Here is a 17,633-nt window from a genome sequence, read left to right as displayed (position 1 = left end):
TCAGAGCTGTCTATCAATCACAGCCAACCTGCTATTTCATAGCATTCATAGGTTTTGCAACCATAATATATATGTCAGTAGATTGGCCGTTACATATTCTATTTAACTTTCATCTACTGTTAATAGAACTGAAGATTTCTTTCGGTTTCAATGCAGAGTAAAGGAGGTGAGAATATGGCAATTATTAAACCCGTCTATACGGCAACCTCCACGGCTCCGATATCGAGCGGTGGCGCCATCGATACAACTGTCAATCCCGTTGTCTCCCGTTTCTTTGCGGCAATTGATGCCGGAATGATAGGTGCTACAGATATTACAATTCCCGCAGCCAGCTTTGTTGATGATGCTGATGGTCCGGTTGTGGCTTTACCAGCTGTCACTGTAAATGATTACTATAATGTTTATATTAATGGTGTTCTTCAGCAGAGCGCATTGTCTACGCTGACAACAGCTAGCCTTGTACTGGCAACAATCGATATCTCAGTAGGGGTACCTATCCTATTGGAGATAGCAAACTTCGGCACCGTAACTTCTACAATTGCTACTCAACCAACCATTTCAGCTCCCACTATCACAATCATCACGTAATTAGAATTACAGCCTATAACCTGGCCGCTGGCCAGGTTTTTTTGAGTTCACACCGACTCTTCCATAATAAGGTTCATCTTAAATGTGCGATAAATTCACCCTTTCTTCGCACGATTGCCGAATATAGTGTAATATGTAAGAAGATCATCGGATCTGAAATTGGATAGTCTAGGGGATGCAGATATGGCTAAGGATGAAATATTTTTAACACCAGAGGGACTTCGTAATTTGGAGCTTGAGCTGGAGGATTTAAAAACGGTTAAGCGCAAGGAATTAGCCGAGCGTATTAAATTAGCAATCAGCTATGGCGATCTCAAGGAAAATAGTGAATATCATTCTGCGAAAAACGACCAGTCGTTCATGGAAACCAGAATAATAACCATTGAAAGAATGCTAAAAAAAGCCAAAGTAGCTACCAATGTGGACATATCAACCGTTCATGTAGGTTCCATCGTTATCCTGAATGACGTTGAGTTTTCGGAAAAAGTTGAGTATAAAATCGTAGGTCCTTCAGAGGCTGATGTAGCCGAGAATAAAATATCTTACGAAAGTCCTCTCGGTGGTTCTCTCATGGGTAAATCGGTTGGCGATATCGTTAGTGTCAATGCACCTGTGGGCGTCATTAAATACGAGCTGCTTGAAATCAAAGCTAATTAATTCCCTTCTATTATCTATACAATTAAATAGCAATAACTAAAAGGGCAGCGATTCATTAGCTGTCTGTTTGGTTTTTATTCCCCATTATTGTATAGCAAAGGAGCGACCAATGAAGCTGTTTCAAATGAAATCAAACCCTCATGGAATGGATCGAATGGCACTTTTTCTTAAAGACCATTTTGTATGTATAGGCTGGCCGGGCATCGGGGATTTGGACAACATCAGCACATCCGAGCTGGAGCGACGGCTTGTCCTGGCTTATGATATGACGGATACAGATATAACCGATCCATTAGACGAAATCAACTGCTTTGTGCACATGATGCAGGATGGCGATTATGTGCTTGTAGCCCATGAACAAGAGGTCTACCTCGGGGATATAGGCGATTATTATTATGTTGAACAGCATGATAATAACGATGAGGGCATGTGCCATAGAAGAGGCGTTACCTGGTTGCACCGGATACCTCGAAGTGAGCTGAATAAAGAAGTTCAAAGCTTATTAAATCATCGTGAAGCCATTACACCGTATGAGCTAGCTATGGAAACAGCTGGATTGGACCGGTGGCTGCCGAATCATTTGAGAGTCGCTGCACATACAGGCGCTGAGCCAAATATCCTTGTACAAAGTGTACCCAAGGTCATCATAGACAATGACACCCTTGAGCAAGCTATGAGTGTGTTGAAGGAAGCGCTCAACAGCGACGATCCCGTACGCAGGGAAAGAGCTGCTATAGCCATTTTGCAATACGCAGCACAAACCGGGAGCGGACTGTAAACCAAGAGAACCTACTGTGCACTGCCTACAATATATAAACAGATAAGGCAGACGCTGAATAACTTACGGATAGGAAGAGATACACATCATGAGTTCAGCAATAAACCAAGCCCCATCGTCACACAAGAAGGGACGTTTTCCTTTACCCCTTTTATGTCTGACTGCGGGTGCCTTTGCCATCGGCATGACCGAATTTATCATTATGGGTCTGCTCCCTAATGTCGCCAATGATCTGGGAGTCACGATCCCGCAGGCAGGCCAGCTCATTACGAGCTACGCTCTCGGAGTCGCTTTTGGCGCACCTTTGCTCACTATATTTACCCATAAGGTTCCCCAAAAGAAATTGCTCATTCTGCTTATGTGCATTTTTATAGTGGGTAACGCCTTGTCTGTAGTGGCCCCTTCATACTATCTGCTGATTGCCGCACGGGTGATGACGGCCTTCGCTCACGGCACATTTCTTGGTGTCGGATCCATTATCGCTGCTCGACTTGTAGCGCCAGAAAAGCGGGCTGGAGCGGTATCTATGGTACTGGCCGGATTGACCATTGCCAATATTATTGGTGTGCCGTTCGGAACCTTCATTGGTCAGCAATTGGGTTGGAGAGCTTCATTCGGTGCCATTACCATCATGGGAATTATCTCCCTGATCGGCATTATCAAATTTATTCCTGTTATTCGCCAAGAACATGTACCGAGTCTTGCCAAAGAATTCCGCGGTCTGATTAATCCCCAGGTACTGCTGGTGCTGCTGACGGGCGCACTCGGATGCGCGAGCCTGTTCTCCGTATTCACCTATATTACACCTATGCTGGAATCGATCAGCGGCTTTGCCGAGCATAGTGTAACCTGGATTTTGGTATTATTCGGATTTGGAGTCACCATTGGCAATATGCTTGGCGGTCGACTTGCCGACTGGAAGCTAAAGCCTGCTTTAATAATCAACTTTGCTGTGCTGGCCGTCATTCTATCGCTGTTGACCGTTACACTATCGAATCCGGTGCTGGCTGTCATTACTATCTTCCTCTGGGGAATCTCAGCTTTCGGTATTATGCCCGGTATCCAGATCCGTATTATGAATTTGGCTCATGAAGCCCCTCTGCTTGCAACAACCTCAAGCCATTCAGCATTGAATTTAGGTAATGCGAGCGGAGCCTACCTGGGCGGCGTGACTATAACCTATATGGGACTGTCCTCTGTTCCCTGGTTGGCAGCCTGCCTTGCCGTTCTCGCTCTGGGCGGCGTTATTCTAAGCTTTGGTCTGGAAAAGCGGCGTAGCCAGTTAGTCGCAGTTCAATAATAACTCTGCTCATCTCATTACGAAGACCCTACGATGCATACATCGTAGGGTCCTTATATAACGTGGGAAGCGATTGCGTCCGATAACGTCCGTTCAATTAGTACATCAAGACATTATAAATTTTCAGTTAGCCGCAGAATATTGAAGTTTCCAGCTGCTAGGGAATTTGACCTGAAAACAATCGAAACCATCTCGATCGTTTCATCCTTTTTAGAGATCTCATGGTAAATCAACTACCTTTCGGATTGACATAGGTTCATGCTTCTTCCGTACGACGTTTGATTCATTATTACCACTTCCCACTACTTTTCATTACCCTGTTCAGTAAGAAGTGAAACATAGCGAATCCATTTCACTTATACTTATGCCTTTTCCTCATAACCAGCTTGATTAACGATTTGAGTGACCTGTTCTGTTGTCGATTTTATGAGAGCGGTCGCTTCGTCAGAGGTGATCTTGCCACTATTTAAACTGTTGTTAATTGGTGCTTCCACGAGACTTAACAGTTGACTTGTAAAGCTCGCGGATTCGTTCATTTGCTGTGTTGCCAAGTCCGCTAGCGACCGCCCATCATGAAGATCCTCTTGCAAATCACTATAGTCGACATCCAATATAGAAGATGCCAATATAAGGATTTGATTGAGCTTTAAGTCAGCCCGGGTTGCAGCGGGAATCGACATATCGATCGGTGAAGAGATGGATGAATCCTCGCTGTCATCATCTGCAAACACTTGCTGTGTGAATGAACCTCCAAATCCTCCGACCAATAATGCCGCTGCTACCGTTCCTGCCATCATACTTTGCTTCCATTTACTCATGGCTCTCTCCACCTTGTCTATATAGTGTCAACCGAGAAAGGAATTGCTTATTCCTTATGTACTAAGAATAAAATTCCAACCTGAAGCGTAAATGAAATTCAGCTGATTTCCTGCTATATTTTTCCTTAAATTAACATGAAAATTCATTCTGTAAAGGGACAACCGTCTAACTTTTATCAATTCCGCTCGATGGATTCAATGCAAACCGCAGCGCGCGGCTGATCAATGATTTCCGGTAAATCAAAAAAATGACAGGCGGGAACATGAATCATGTTCTCAACTGTCATTATGTAAAGGTGTATAAAGGTTTCGGGACGCTCGGCTCTACTATTTGTTTAGTTCCTGCTCAACCTCAAGCGTATCTCCAGGAGCCATAACCTTCCCCTTCAGTCCGCGTGTTTCCAGCAACGATACGAACGCATCGGCATCCTGCCTGATAGCGGGGAATGAATTGTAATGAACAGGAACAACCAGCTTCGCCTTGTACCATTCTGCAGCCTGCAAGGCATCCTCAGGCCCCATCGTATAATGGTCACCAATCGGAACCAAAGCGACATCAATACGATTGCGATCGCCTATCAACTTCATATCGCCGAACAATGCGGTATCTCCGGTATGCAATATCGTTAAACCTTCCGCATAGATCAAATATCCGCCAGGTGTACCCCCATACAGAATCTGCTTGTTTTCTTCATCGACGATACCCGACGTATGAAACGCCTGGATCATTTTCGCCTTGGCAAAGCCCAGATCGACGGTCCCGCCCATGTTCATGCCTATCGTTTTTACACCCTTCCAGGACATATAGGCTGCCAGCTCCACATTCGCCACAACCGAACAATCATTGGCTTTGGCTATCGGCTCCGCATCCAATATATGGTCTATGTGGGAGTGCGTCAGAAGAACGGCATCCACCTTGATATCCTCAGGCTTGGCAGTAGCGAGTGGATTGCCGCTGAGAAAAGGATCGATAATTAACGACTTTCCGTTGGTGATGATCTGAATGGCAGAATGACCATGGTAAATGATTTGCATCGAACTTCGACTCCTTATGATTTCGATTTGACTGGGAGAATGCTTCCAACAATCCATCTTAATTGTGACACAAAAAAGCAGCCATTTGCAAGATCGCTGCTTTTTTTGTATCGTATCCGTTTGGAAATCCCTCTTATTCCTTACTGCTAGTCTGATATTGTGCCTTGTTCAGCCATTCCTGGCTGAATGTAACACCCCATCCCGGTCCGTCAGGAATGGCGACCTTACCGTCCCTGGCCACCGGGAACGTTTCATAAAAGCCTTGTGCCCAGCCCGGTTCCTCAATACTGAATTCCAAATACGGTCCAGCGTTGGGCAGTGCTCCCATCAGATGCAGCGTGAAAATCGTTACCATCGACAAATTGGCGGCATGAGGCGTGCAGGGAATTCCGGCTGCCTCGGCCATTTTGGCTACCTGAAGCGTACGGCTGATGCCCCCTGCGTAGCAAATATCCGGCTGTACAATATCAACAGCTTTCATCGCGATCATCCGTCTGAATTGTGCCAGATCGGTGTCCTGTTCTCCGCCGGACACAGGGATCGTTAAAGCGTCGGCAACCTCCGCGGTCCATTCCAATTCGGGATATGGGCACGGCTCTTCGAAGTGCCCGTAGTTATATTGCTCCAGCATACGTCCGACCTCGATTGCCCGTTTTGGCGTGAACCCGCTGTTGGCATCGGCGTGTATGATCGTTTGGTCACCCAAAGCTTTCCGGATGGTCGGGATCATGGCTTCGGTGCGTCCCGGCCAATGGTCAACATCGTTGCCGAAGTTTTCCCCGATCCGGATTTTGAATGCTTCGTATCCATGCTTATCCTGAAGCCTCAGAAGCCGCTCCGCCTCCGCCTCAGGCGTTATATTACGCTTCATGCTGGAACCGTATACAGGCAGCAGCCGCGGCTTGCCTCCCAACAGCTCGCAGACGCTTTTCCCTTCCCGTTTGCCGCGCAGATCCCATAACGCCGTATCCAGGCCTCCGACTGCCCGGCAAATATAAGAACCCGGAAATTTGTGCTCGCCTGTCACAACGCGGTCGACCAGTCCATCGATATCGTCAGCATCGGCTCCGAGCGCATAAGGAGCGACCTGCCGATGCAGCACCATAGCCGAGATATCGGCTTGATATGGAGCAACTTGTCCGTAACCTTCCAATCCGTCCTCAGTCCGTACACGGACAATCCCGATATGCTGTGTGCAAAAGCTTTCTATACTTTTGATTTTCAAAGTGTTTGCCCTCCTATTTGGGGATAGCTTACGTTCTTATAATTTCAATCGCTATAGGCTCTATATATTCCTGAAACCGCTCCTTCACTTGACCGCTATTCACATCGCCTTCATGCACGTAAATCCGCTGCCGTATGTTCAAACTATCGCCACCCTGCAGCGTCTTTCCTCCCGAGAAATGAAAGTTCGCCGATGTAAAGGCTCCGGAATCCCGCACAAACCATTGCGATGCATACGTTTCATTGTCCGGGTGTACAAACATCGCGATTCCTGCATCGATGTGCGTTTTGTGGGGGAATGCCGTTATCCCAATCCACATTAACCAGCTTGCCGCTGTAATCGACCCATTCAGTTACCGTTCCAAAAATTCCCTTTTCCTTGGTATTTCCGCTGGCAGCCGTTAGCAATCCGGTATGGAAGCCGTTAATTTGCTCGTTGACCCGAATGAACGGGAAACCGCCTTCTTTGGTGCTGCCAAAAACCACCTCGCCGTTTACCGCATGAAGCGATGTGTGAAGATCCAGATATCTGGCCTCTCTCGGCATATTATAAATCCGGACACTGCGAGTCTCCTGCAAAAGAAGGCCGCCGTCCTCATCCAGCCAATCCACAAGCGATGTAATTTGTCCAAAAACAGGTCCTCCAAACAGCGCCAGGAACTTGCGATGGGTCTGCCGCCCTTCTCGACGAAATTCATGGTATGCCTTATGCCCGTTGACGTCATCATGTCCCCACCACAAGCCGTGGTGATGCAGATGATCATCCGGTGCATCCTGAATCAGCGTATGCCCCTTCGGTCCAATCAATGGGTAATAATAAGGCTTGGGTACAAAAGGAGAGTACATATAACGTGTAGTCAAGCTGCCTTCTATGCTCACGATAACTCTTGCATTCTCTTCTTGATGATCGAGGAACACCCCATAAGTGTTCCGCCATGGATTATATTTTCGGTCCTCAGGCACAGAAACTTGTTTGACTTTCTGCGTAAAGACCAAGCTTAATTCGGTAGCACTGCTATCGGCAGGCCATTCCTTGATCAACACATACAGCGCGTGCTCCGTATTCGTGCCCTCCGGTGTTGCGGACATCGACTGACTATTTAATTGACATGCGAATTCCAGCCCCGAAGCCTCGTCCTGCAACCAAATATCCATATCACCAGACTCTTGTACAAGCTGTTGATACGTTGATGTGTCCAGTTCCAACCGGGTTACTATGGGGAGCAGCATACTGGTACTCGGGATCAGCCTTACCTTGAAATCAATCGTCATTGTGATCATCCACCTCCGCTTACTTGTATAGGCCTTGCTGTGGACAGCCCAGCCATTCCCTGATTATTTGTCTTAGTTAACCGCCGTTACTTGATTCCCGCCAACAAATGCAATATCTGCAGCGACTTGCGGACGAAACAGCTCCCAGCTGAACAAAGTTTCCCCCAAATGCATCAAAGGCTGCTTCTTATAACGGGACTTCGTCACATCGATCAGATCCTCCCAATACTTCGCTGCGTAGGGCTCTTCCAGCCAATGCTGTGCATTTCTGCGATCATCCTCTTCGCCGGTTTTCTCATACAGCGCATAGCAGACTCCGGCCCGGAGCTTGGCAGCCAAATAAAGGCTCAGATACGCCCATGCCTCAACATCTGCTGTCTCAGAGCTGAGTGCAGGCGTGGAATCGACTATGGTGGACAGTGCCTTAAGCCCCTCATGGGCATCCGCCTCCAACGTATCCGCTAATTGCAGCGGTGTGATGAAGCCCTCCATCGATTCGCCGTTTACCCAACGGTCCGCATAATCACGAAGCGATAAATACGCGGGATCAAAGGTTGTGCTTTCCAGCAGGTCCTTCAAGGAAATAAACGCCTCTCCCGAATTGTACTCAGTCCGATTGGTCGCAATAAAACCTTCGGCATATAAAGTAAAATCCCACGTAAATGAGAAAAAGGAACCGAGAGCCATCGGCATTTTACAAACGGATGAAAAGGCTCGAAGCAAGTGCTTACCTGCCGATTCCCCATAACGTTGACTGATTTCATTTTGAAATACCGTGTCAGGTGTCGAAGGATCGTATAATAATCGGCCCCACAGCATGTAATGCAGCCAGTGCTTCTCAAATGCGTAGGTCCAGCTCATTTGCGGGCTGTCCTCAACATGGGAATAATCCTTTGCGGGTATGAAGCACTCGGAACCCACGTAATAACCACCTACATAGTCATGAATATTTTCTGCCAGATGCTCTCTGATAAAGTCAGGCTGTGCCCAGCGAAGCGTGAAAAAGTCTTCATTGCGGATCATCCACGTAATTTTGTAGTTGGTCGGAGGTGGGTTCCAGTAGCCCTCCATGCCTTTGGAGCCCCCATGCGTCAGCAGCAGCTTCGAGGACGAATAGGCGTGGGACCAGTTGAATTTGACCTCAACCCAGACCGGCTCAGGCATAAAGCCGTTTTTTTCGATAGAGGTTCTTGTAATAAGCGGGTCTACGGAAAAAGGCGCACGATGAATAAATTTGACAGATCTGCCGGCGTTCTTCATGCCTTCATAATAAACCTCCTCGATCCACGTTTGCCTCGCCTCGGGAGCCATATCGTCCATTCGTTCTCCGAGAGAAATGCCAAGTCCGGCCAAATCGGGATACTCATCAATCATCTGGGTAACGCTTTCGCGAGTATACTGTTTAATCTGTTCGGTTGAATAAGCATCGCCGTAATAAAATTGCAGATCATCCACGGCCTGCGCATCATAATGCTCTTTAAACGCCTCCGATACGAAAATATTCCAGTTGATCACATACGTTTCGATACCACGATCTTTAGCCATCCGAAACAGCGAGGTCCAATACTGCTTCCACTCCGTCAATTCCTCATCGGAAAAAGGAGTTGCTTTGGGGAAATGAACCGATCTGACCATATAAGGAAAAGGGTGAAGATTCCAAAGCGTCAGCACATTGTAGCGGTTGACCGCCATCATATCGAGAAAGCTTTGCCAAAAGCTGAGATCACGAACGGTTTCATGCTGCAAATCAAAGCATTCATTCATCCGATAGCTGGACCAGGGCAGATTAAACTTGAGTGCCCGAAACGCCAATCTGGCATTGGTTATACATTCAGGGATAAGGGACAGCTCCAGGTGATCGCGGAGCTGCTCGGCAAGCTCCAATACGCCATACATCGCTCCCGACTCGTCACGAGCGAGAATTGCAAGAGCTGGCTTTCCTTGATGCAGAAATCGGCGTATTTCGAAGCCTTCGGCAAGCACAGAGGTATCCACTGCCAAACCGAGCATAGCAGCTTCTTCCTCCGAGCTGGTGATGGCGATATGTACATGTCCCGGACGATTCAGCTCTCCGGTTTCATAGGTCTCCCCTACTGCCAGAATCGCTTCCTTTAACTTATCGACAGCAAAGCATACTTGAGGCGAGGCTGTCCGAAACGCTACGGCGATAGCCATTTGATGATAACTCCCTTCAATCCTGTTGTGGTTATACAGCTTAAGTTTCAAAGATTTCACAAGTATATTCGGTGGCATATGACTGATCAGGCTGCAGTTCGCGATAAGTACCGTGCTCCAGGGAATGATCAAAATTGGCAAATGCATCATTGCTCGGCTCAATGCCGATTGTATACATATCCTCGACATTATTGCTCCAGTAGCGGATAAATGGAAAAGCATCCAGCTCCCAACGGAGTTGAACGCCTACTTTCTTATCCCGGTTGATCAGCTTCACCCAAGGCTCCTGGATATGCGTCAGCACCGTAAATATTTGCTCATTGGCTAACCTCGGCAGCACTTCCTGAAGATTTCTGATGGTACCGTCGGGTAACGTGATCCGGTTAATCGGTTCCTCAAAACGGCTCAAGTCTTTTGCAAATGCACTGTCATATTGCCTTGCATGAAAAGCGATACAATCTGGAAATTCGATGTACACGCGTTCATTTAGGAACTGACCACCAAACGCCGCATGCTGCGTCCATGTAAATTGTACGGCTGCCGTTCCCTTATTACGAATTCGCTGCTCTACATACAGACGCGAATCCCCCTGCTTAAGCTTATATGTTTTTTCGATGAACAGCGGAACATCCGGCAATTGGACGAAGCAGCGGATGCTGGCACATTCAGCCGTATCTTGTTCAACTTCATACGCCCAAGGAACTGTTGCTGCGATGCCGCCGGTGTCCTGCGTGATATCCAAATCCAAATATCTGGCTCGATGGGGAAGGCAATCCTGCCAGCCGCCCGTGAACAGCTCCGAATAATTGCTCAATCTGTGCTCAGCCAGATTTCTATGCTCAAACCGATCAAGCCCGTTGTTCGTTTTCAGAAGAATGTCCATATCTAATGGCTTGTATATGAACTCAAATATATCGGCCCCCTTACTGATTAGAATACGGACCCGCAGCAGTTCGTTTTCCAAGGTGACTGTCTTTATTGTAGAAATAACCGATTCACGAATTGTGCACCGGGAGCTAATCGACATGTTCAAGCCCCTCCTCATTAACATACCACATTTTGGGTGCAGTGGGTCACGTTTGTTTAAACATCGACAGCTCCCGAGACGCCGGAAAAATCTCGTCGAGCCGTTTCATCGTCGTAACGTCCAGCTCGATTTCAACAGAACGCCGCGTTTCCTCCAGCTCCTGTACACTGCTTGGACCGATCACAGGAGCGGTTACAGCCGGATTGGCCAACAACCACGCCAAGGAAATATTGGCTTCGTGCTCTCCGAGCTCCCTGCACAGTGCTGAGAATTGCTCCATCTGCGAACGATGATTTTCCAGTAGCATCTGGGCATCGACAGTGAGCGGTCGGATTGATGGCTTACTGACATCCACTGCCAGCAGCCCTCTAGCCAGTGGGCTCCATATCGTAATCCCAATACCAAGCTCCCTCGCAGTTGGCAGTGTATCTGTTTCCGGAAATCGGTTCAGCAGGTTGTACCCGTGCTGCTCGGAAACAAGGCCCATATAATGCCGCTCCTGCGCGGCGGATTGGGCACGCGTCAAGTCTCTTCCCGCAAAATTGGAGGAGCCAATATAGTCCACCTTGCCTGACCGGACAAGGCCTTCGAAAGCCTCCCACAATTCTTCCCACTGCACATGCCTGTCAACATGATGCATTTGGTACAGCTCAATATGATCGGTTTGCAATCTTTTCAGCGATGCTTCGATATGGCGGCGGATTTTGTACAAGGACAAGCCCTGTTCCTTATTCGGGCCGTCAAGCTCATCCTGCTCGAAAACACGACCAACCTTCGTGCCAAGCACAACCCGTTCACGGCGATTGCCGCCCTGCGCGAACCAGCGGCCAATGATTTCCTCGGCTCTGCCGCGGTGGCCGATTCCGCCATATACGTTGGCAGTATCAAAAAAATTAATGCCTGCATCCAGAGCTGCATCCATAATTTTAAACGCTTCCTGCTCTGGAATGCTCCCATATTCCCCTTCTTTTGTTGGCAAGGAACCAAAGGCTGCTGTACCGAGACACAACCGGCTTACCCTTAACCCCGACTTTCCCAAATAACCGTATTTCACTGCTCATACCTCCCCACCTTTAAGTTTGTTTAAACATGGACAGCTCACTGGAAGCCGGAAAAATTTCGTCCAGCCGTTTCATCGTTGACGCATCCAGTTCGATTTCGACAGAGCGCAGTAAATCCTCCAGCTCCTCCACCGTACTTGGACCGATTACCGGGGCGGCTACAGCCGGATTGGCCAGCAGCCACGCCAGGGAAACGTTGGCTTCCTTCTCACCCAGCTCTCTGCACAGGTCAGAGAACTGCTCCATTTGCGAACGATGGGTTTCCAGCAGCATCAGCGCATCATCTGTAAGTGTCCGGGTGATCGGCTTGCTCACATCCGTGGCCAGCAGCCCCCTTGCTAGCGGACTCCATATCGTAATGCCGATACCAAGCTCCTTAGCGGTCGGCAGCGTATCCGTTTCCGGAAATCGGTTCAGCAGGTTGTACCCGTGCTGTTCGGAAATAAGGCCCATAAAATGCCGCTCCTTGGCGACCGATTGGGCACGTGCCAAATCTCTTCCGGCAAAATTGGAGGAGCCGATATAATCGACCTTTCCTGACCGTACAAGGCCTTCGAATGCCTCCCACAGCTCCTCCCATTGCACATTCCGATCCACGTGATGCATTTGATACAGCTCGATGTGATCGGTTTGCAGCCTTTTTAGTGATGCTTCAAAATGCCGACGGATTTTGTACAACGACAAGCCCTGCGCCTTGTTCGGGCCGTCAAGCTCATCCTCCTCGAACACCCGGCCCACCTTCGTCCCGAGTACCACCCGTTCCCGACGGTTGCCTCCCTGGGCAAACCAGCGTCCGATAATCTCCTCCGTAATCCCGCGATGACCGATGGTTTCCCCACGAAGTCTTACCCCACCATAGACGTTAGCGGTATCAAAGAAATTAATCCCCGCGTCCAAAGCAGCATCCATAATTCGAAATGCTTCCTGTTCACTGATACTCCCATACTCTCCTTCTTTCCCTACCTTGCCACCAAAGGCTGCCGTACCCAGACATAACCGGCTTACCCTTAATCCCGACTTACCCAAGTAACCGTATTTCATCGCAATCCCTCCACGAATACATTTCATTTTAATAATATGTGCTACAACCGTACTTTAGCTTCAATCGTACTTTCATCCAGCTCAATGCCCAGCCCAGCTTGCTCAGGAAGAGCAAGAAATCCGTTCACCGGGATCAGCTTGTTGAGGTGAAAATGGTTTTGCTGCTGCTGGTAGAGTACCAAATATTCAAGATAAGGACACACCGAAGGGGCAAGCGATGCGATCACATGCAGATTAGGCAGCACTGTGCAGCCATGAGGAATGAATTTCACATCAAAGGTTTCGGCAAGGATCGCGATTTTACGCAGCTCTGTAATGCCTCCGGTCCAATCGGGATCAGGCTGGGCATAAGCTAACAGCCCCTCGTCAAAAAACGGTTTAAAATCTTTACGGGTATACAAATGCTCACCGGCGGCCAGCAGCAGCGATCCCCGTTCTTTTAACAGCCTGTAGCCGTCAATCTGATTGGGAAGCAGTGGTTCCTCCAGCCATAACGGCCGTAATTCGCGCAGCCTGTCCATCATATCGATCGCGTAAGGCACGTCCCAGCCCATCCAGCAATCGAGCATGAAATCAGCCTCGCTGCCAATGGCTTCCCGTACCTCCTGCGCCATACGAAGATTGCTTGCCCTCCCTTCCCCGCCAGCAGAGGGGCCATGGCGAAAAAACCATTTTTGCGCCTTAAAACCGGCGTCCACAAAGGCTTTTGCTTGCTCGCCTGCCTTGCCTGCATCAATCGGATAGCCCAGTGTGCTGGCATATACGGGAATTTGCGAACGCGTAGGTCCGCCAAGCAGCCGATAAACGGGCGTATTATAAAATTTACCGCGTAAATCCCATAGCGCACAATCGATTGCACTGGCAGCCATCATATAATAACCGCTGCGGCCGTGCCGGTCGAAACGCATTTGATCCCATAAACGTTCGATATCCAGCGGGTTCTGATCTAGCAGCAGCGGCCTCAGCTTCTTGATTATTATATCCGCCTGCTCTTCATACACCATCGGCCCGTATAACCCGTCAAGACCCTCGTCGGTAACAATGCTCACATAATAACGAACCAACGGTATGGGCTCTGTCGTGCTATCAAGCGACGGTGACGGGTCACGGAGCGCATATTCCGGGTAAATGTCCAAGGGAGCAGCCGAGCGTGCGCGGTGCTCCCACGCCTTATTCATCATTCCGCTCAATTTAAAAACCTGTACATCAATAATTTTCATTATACCGCTCCGCGAACCTGAAGCTTGAGGCTGTACAAGGAAGAGCTCGCTGTTATGAACAGTGTATGACCGAGCGCCGATTCCGGCGTTGAGCCGAAGCATAGGTTGGCAGCAACCTCCGGGAATTCCAGTCTGCCCAACCGCTCCCCTGACGGGGCAAATATCCACACACCGCCCGGTCCGGTCACATACACATTGCCATGCTCGTCTACTTTCATCCCGTCTGCGGCGCCAGGGCCTGCCTCCGTGTCCAGCTCCGCAAAGACCCGTCCATTGCTGATGCTTCCATCCGGGTTTACCTCGAACACTCTGACATGCTGCTCAGTCGTATCGTCAATGTATAAAAGTGATTCATCCGGAGAAAAGGCAAGTCCGTTAGGTCTCGGGAAATCTTCTACAAGCAAATCCAAAGCTCCTGATTGCGGATCATACCGGAATACCCCGTTAACGTCCAAATCCTTCGTATCTCCCAATGCTGTACTGTAAGGGTCGGAGAAATAAATCGTTCCGTCCTTTTTGACAATGACATCGTTGGTGTTATTGATTCTGCTTCCTTGATAATGGGTGACGAGCGCTGTAATGGAGCCATCCAGCTCCGTTCGGGAAATTCTGCGGGTTAGCGTTTCGCACGATAACAGCCGCCCCTCCGCGTCCAAGGTAAGACCAACCGCTCTGTCGCTATGATCACTATAAAGCTGCAAGCCGTTCGTCTCGTTCCAGGTATAAATACGATGATTCGGGAAATCCGTAAAATATAATTGGTTTGTGCGAGGGCACCAGACAGGACCTTCCGAAAAGGAGAAGCCGGAGGCCAATTTCTGTGCAGTCTGCTCGGGAGAAATAATATGATCCAGCTTTTCTGAATAACGGATGATATTCACCGGGTAAAGCCTCCTTCAGTTGTAAATGGAGAGTAATAAGCTTTTGCTGTAATCGTTCCCTTCGTGTGCCTGCCCAATATGTTGACCTGCTTGACCTCTCCCGGCAGCAGATCAAAGTAGTTATCCTCAAACAGCCAGCCGAACTCATCACCCTCATGATTGCCGGAGAGCTCAATGCATCGTGCAAACTGATCCGTTGACAGCGTGAGTTGATCACCGTTGATTTCCATCGCAATTCTGGCCTCGGGGAATCGCATATGCCTTTCGATATCTACGAAATCATGCGTTCTCGCGATTAGCTCACCCTGAGCATCCACCAAATAGGCATATAAGATATAGGTTCTGGAAAACTGCTTGAACTCGTTGAGATTCGTAATGAGGTTCGACTCACCTGAACGAACCTGCACGCATTTCTCGAGCTCTTGTACAAAAACATTGGATAAAGGATCGAACAGCTTCACATATAAGGTGCCTTCAACATCGTTGGCACTGTCATTCACAGCCCACAAATAAATAAAGTTTTGCACATCAAACGACAGCAGCAGAGGCTGGTAAGCTCGCTTGACCGCATAATAAGGCATATACGGCTCCATATAATAATCGATCATGCTACCATAAATAACAGGCCATGAATCGTTCCATCTGCACACGAAATGCCCTTTACATATTCGTTCACCATCAGGGCTTTCAGACGGCTTGCCTCTGCGGTTATTCTCCAGCACCTTACGCAAATAATGCCCATGGGCAGCACCAAATTTGTATACTGCCGATGGAAGATCGTCTGCATCATAGAACAGCTCAATTGGCGGTATTTTCCTCCAGCCGAAGGCTGACGTCCGCTCAGTCCAGGTATCAGGCCAAGGATATTTCGAATTTCGGGTTATTTGACCTGAATAATCCGCCGGCCATGCCCGCTCTTCGCCCATATATCTCACAAAGCTTTTCAACGATGGCGGGGACGTTCTGATTTCCTCGGCAATCATGATCGGATAATCAGCTCCCGGAACATACCATGTATTCGTATAGCTGTGGGTGTCCCCTGCCAACGGATCATTGCAATAAGCGCCCCCGTATGGCGAGTTGATGTGGTAGTATCGGTCAGGATCCAGCGTCTCACATACGCTCTTATAATCCTCCAGAAAGATTTCGCCGCCTATATAGGGCTCTCCGGGCAGCTCAAACTCCGCTCCCATGAAGCATTCATTGCCACCGCACCAAAACAGCAGCGAAGGGTGATGCTTGAGCCGCTTCACCTGATATTCTGCTTCCTTCCTGCACAATTCACGATAGGGCAGCGTATCGGGATACATCCCATAATCATGGAAAAACTCCTGCCAGATCAGAATGCCCCGTTGGTCAGCCTCATCATAAAATGCATCATCGTATCGATCGGCACCACCCCATACCCGCTGCGAGTTCATATTCGCGTTCTCCAGCAGGTCCAGCAACTGGTTGGATTTCTCGTTATTCCAGCAGTGCGTAATTCCCTGAAGCTGCGCCGATTGAGCCCCCCATAATTTAATCTGCTTTTGATTAATGACAAAATCAAGCGGCTGCACCATCTTTACATCGCGGAAGCCGATGCGTTTCACGTTCAGGTCTTTGGCTTCGCCGTTAACAAGCACAGACACGGAAACCTCATATAACGGCTGCTCGCCATATCCCCGTGGCCACCACAGCAGCGGATCAGGAACTACCAGTTCGCAGGTATAAGTCCAACTTTCTGCGCCTTCACTGGAGATCGGGGTGTTATGCTGAGCAACGACCTGCTGATCCGGGCTTTTGATAGTCAATTGTAAAGTACTACCTGCTGCGAACCCGGCTCCACTCACTTTGGCAGTAACTAACCCTTGCTCATACCCTTCCAGCAATCGGAATGAAAGATCGTTGTCCACAATCTCCAGCTCATCTACAACCTCTAGAGAAACCGTGTCATAAATGCCCATCCGGGTCAGGTAAGGCTTGGCACCCAAGTAATCGTTAAAATCCTGATCACTTTTTCTGATTAAACGACTAGGCCGTATTTTGCCTGTCCAATCCTTCGGGTAATCGGCCTGCTGCATGTAGGCATAGGGCGAATGGATATGTACTACGAGTATATTTTCTTCCTCCAACAGCCCTGATACTTCCAGTCTGGCTGGCACATACATATTATTGTGGTAGGCCACATGCTTGCCATTAAGGTAGATATCGACCAGCGTATCCAATCCCTTGAAATGAAGGTATGCCTTCTGATCCTGCAGCTCAGCGGCGCTAAAGGTTCGTTTATAGATCCAGTCGTGCTCGGCCACCCACAAGCATTCCTTTCCTTTGCCAAGCAGTGACGGTTCCTCGATCAGCCCTTCCCTGAGTAAAACTTCATGAACCTGAGCGGGAACGCTGGTCGGTATCCATCCATTTTCCCCTTCAGACCCTTCAGCATCCGTATTTAACGTATCCGCATCAACCTGATCAAATGGAGCGAATTTTTTGATTTCCCACGAATCGTTTAACTGAATAATGAGCTTCATGTTAACTCTCCCTTTGTATCTTAATGATGTAGGGCATGCATGTCAT

At 48.6% G+C, this 17,633-nt stretch carries 16 protein-coding genes; 4 read left to right on the top strand and 12 right to left on the bottom strand.

The window, feature by feature from the left end; translation table 11 throughout:
• The first annotated feature begins 174 nt into the window (after window positions 1–174).
• The 4 genes from BK127_RS08455 to BK127_RS08440 all read left to right on the top strand — a co-directional run bounded on the left by BK127_RS08455 (window position 175) and on the right by BK127_RS08440 (window position 3,323).
• Window positions 175–588: a DUF4183 domain-containing protein gene (locus BK127_RS08455; protein WP_076229576.1), complete on the top strand. Its 414-nt coding sequence runs from the start codon at window positions 175–177 to the stop codon at window positions 586–588.
• Between the two features lie 183 nt (window positions 589–771).
• On the top strand, window positions 772–1,245 hold the full coding sequence (gene greA / locus BK127_RS08450) for a transcription elongation factor GreA (protein ID WP_076229575.1): 474 nt from the start codon (window positions 772–774) through the stop codon (window positions 1,243–1,245).
• A 109-nt stretch (window positions 1,246–1,354) separates the two neighbouring features.
• Window positions 1,355–2,023, top strand: a complete 669-nt coding sequence (locus tag BK127_RS08445) for a hypothetical protein (RefSeq protein ID WP_076229574.1) — start codon at window positions 1,355–1,357, stop codon at window positions 2,021–2,023.
• Window positions 2,024–2,111: 88 nt separating this feature from the next.
• Window positions 2,112–3,323: an MFS transporter gene (locus tag BK127_RS08440; RefSeq protein ID WP_076229573.1), complete on the top strand. Its 1,212-nt coding sequence runs from the start codon at window positions 2,112–2,114 to the stop codon at window positions 3,321–3,323.
• 362 nt (window positions 3,324–3,685) lie between these two features.
• On the opposite strand, the gene BK127_RS08435 is transcribed toward BK127_RS08440, so the two are convergent.
• From BK127_RS08435 to BK127_RS08380, 12 genes are all read right to left on the bottom strand, one after another.
• Window positions 3,686–4,141, bottom strand: coding sequence for a hypothetical protein (locus BK127_RS08435; RefSeq protein WP_076229572.1), 456 nt, complete (start codon window positions 4,139–4,141; stop codon window positions 3,686–3,688).
• Between the two features lie 327 nt (window positions 4,142–4,468).
• A complete protein-coding gene (locus tag BK127_RS08430; protein ID WP_076229571.1) occupies window positions 4,469–5,176 on the bottom strand; it encodes a metal-dependent hydrolase in 708 nt (235 codons plus the stop codon).
• A gap of 133 nt (window positions 5,177–5,309) precedes the next feature.
• On the bottom strand, window positions 5,310–6,401 hold the full coding sequence (locus BK127_RS08425) for a mandelate racemase/muconate lactonizing enzyme family protein (protein ID WP_076229570.1): 1,092 nt from the start codon (window positions 6,399–6,401) through the stop codon (window positions 5,310–5,312).
• Window positions 6,402–6,429: 28 nt separating this feature from the next.
• On the bottom strand, window positions 6,430–6,720 hold the full coding sequence (locus BK127_RS08420) for a DUF6807 family protein (RefSeq protein ID WP_076229569.1): 291 nt from the start codon (window positions 6,718–6,720) through the stop codon (window positions 6,430–6,432).
• Window positions 6,641–7,681: a DUF6807 domain-containing protein gene (locus tag BK127_RS08415; RefSeq protein ID WP_083689174.1), complete on the bottom strand. Its 1,041-nt coding sequence runs from the start codon at window positions 7,679–7,681 to the stop codon at window positions 6,641–6,643. Before BK127_RS08415 ends, BK127_RS08420 begins: the two co-directional genes overlap by 80 nt.
• Before the next feature lie 63 nt (window positions 7,682–7,744).
• Window positions 7,745–9,847, bottom strand: coding sequence for a hypothetical protein (locus BK127_RS08410; protein WP_076229567.1), 2,103 nt, complete (start codon window positions 9,845–9,847; stop codon window positions 7,745–7,747).
• Window positions 9,848–9,887: 40 nt separating this feature from the next.
• Window positions 9,888–10,874 (bottom strand): DUF4432 family protein, encoded by a 987-nt coding sequence (locus BK127_RS08405; protein WP_076229566.1) that lies wholly within the window; start codon window positions 10,872–10,874, stop codon window positions 9,888–9,890.
• Window positions 10,875–10,920: 46 nt separating this feature from the next.
• Complete coding sequence (locus BK127_RS08400) at window positions 10,921–11,928, bottom strand: aldo/keto reductase (protein ID WP_076229565.1); 1,008 nt, start codon at window positions 11,926–11,928, stop codon at window positions 10,921–10,923.
• Between the two features lie 19 nt (window positions 11,929–11,947).
• Window positions 11,948–12,976 (bottom strand): aldo/keto reductase, encoded by a 1,029-nt coding sequence (locus BK127_RS08395; protein ID WP_076229564.1) that lies wholly within the window; start codon window positions 12,974–12,976, stop codon window positions 11,948–11,950.
• Window positions 12,977–13,017: 41 nt separating this feature from the next.
• A complete protein-coding gene (locus tag BK127_RS08390) occupies window positions 13,018–14,196 on the bottom strand; it encodes an enolase C-terminal domain-like protein (protein ID WP_179097422.1) in 1,179 nt (392 codons plus the stop codon).
• Entirely contained in the window at window positions 14,196–15,077 is an 882-nt protein-coding gene (locus BK127_RS08385; RefSeq protein WP_076229563.1) for an SMP-30/gluconolactonase/LRE family protein, read from the bottom strand. The genes BK127_RS08390 and BK127_RS08385 overlap by 1 nt, the downstream gene beginning before the upstream one ends.
• On the bottom strand, window positions 15,074–17,587 hold the full coding sequence (locus tag BK127_RS08380; RefSeq protein ID WP_076229562.1) for a glycoside hydrolase family 2 protein: 2,514 nt from the start codon (window positions 17,585–17,587) through the stop codon (window positions 15,074–15,076). The genes BK127_RS08385 and BK127_RS08380 overlap by 4 nt, the downstream gene beginning before the upstream one ends.
• Window positions 17,588–17,633 lie beyond the last annotated feature (46 nt).

The sequence above is a fragment of the Paenibacillus sp. FSL H7-0331 genome (assembly GCF_001956045.1).
The sequence above is the reverse complement of the archived record's forward strand: the minus strand, read 5'-3'. Positions and strand labels throughout refer to the sequence as shown.

Bases quoted from the DNA above. Each gene is read 5' to 3' on its own strand.
- BK127_RS08430 (WP_076229571.1), bottom strand. From the start codon at position 5,176: ATGCAAATCATTTACCATGGTCATTCTGCCATTCAGATCATCACCAAC.
- BK127_RS08380 (WP_076229562.1), bottom strand. From the start codon at position 17,587: ATGAAGCTCATTATTCAGTTAAACGATTCGTGGGAAATCAAAAAATTC.
- BK127_RS08445 (WP_076229574.1), top strand. From the start codon at position 1,355: ATGAAGCTGTTTCAAATGAAATCAAACCCTCATGGAATGGATCGAATG.
- BK127_RS08440 (WP_076229573.1), top strand. From the start codon at position 2,112: ATGAGTTCAGCAATAAACCAAGCCCCATCGTCACACAAGAAGGGACGT.
- BK127_RS08455 (WP_076229576.1), top strand. From the start codon at position 175: ATGGCAATTATTAAACCCGTCTATACGGCAACCTCCACGGCTCCGATA.
- BK127_RS08405 (WP_076229566.1), bottom strand. From the start codon at position 10,874: ATGTCGATTAGCTCCCGGTGCACAATTCGTGAATCGGTTATTTCTACA.
- BK127_RS08420 (WP_076229569.1), bottom strand. From the start codon at position 6,720: ATGTGGATTGGGATAACGGCATTCCCCCACAAAACGCACATCGATGCA.
- BK127_RS08395 (WP_076229564.1), bottom strand. From the start codon at position 12,976: ATGAAATACGGTTACTTGGGTAAGTCGGGATTAAGGGTAAGCCGGTTA.
- BK127_RS08410 (WP_076229567.1), bottom strand. From the start codon at position 9,847: ATGGCTATCGCCGTAGCGTTTCGGACAGCCTCGCCTCAAGTATGCTTT.
- BK127_RS08415 (WP_083689174.1), bottom strand. From the start codon at position 7,681: ATGATCACAATGACGATTGATTTCAAGGTAAGGCTGATCCCGAGTACC.
- BK127_RS08435 (WP_076229572.1), bottom strand. From the start codon at position 4,141: ATGAGTAAATGGAAGCAAAGTATGATGGCAGGAACGGTAGCAGCGGCA.
- BK127_RS08390 (WP_179097422.1), bottom strand. From the start codon at position 14,196: ATGAAAATTATTGATGTACAGGTTTTTAAATTGAGCGGAATGATGAAT.
- greA (WP_076229575.1), top strand. From the start codon at position 772: ATGGCTAAGGATGAAATATTTTTAACACCAGAGGGACTTCGTAATTTG.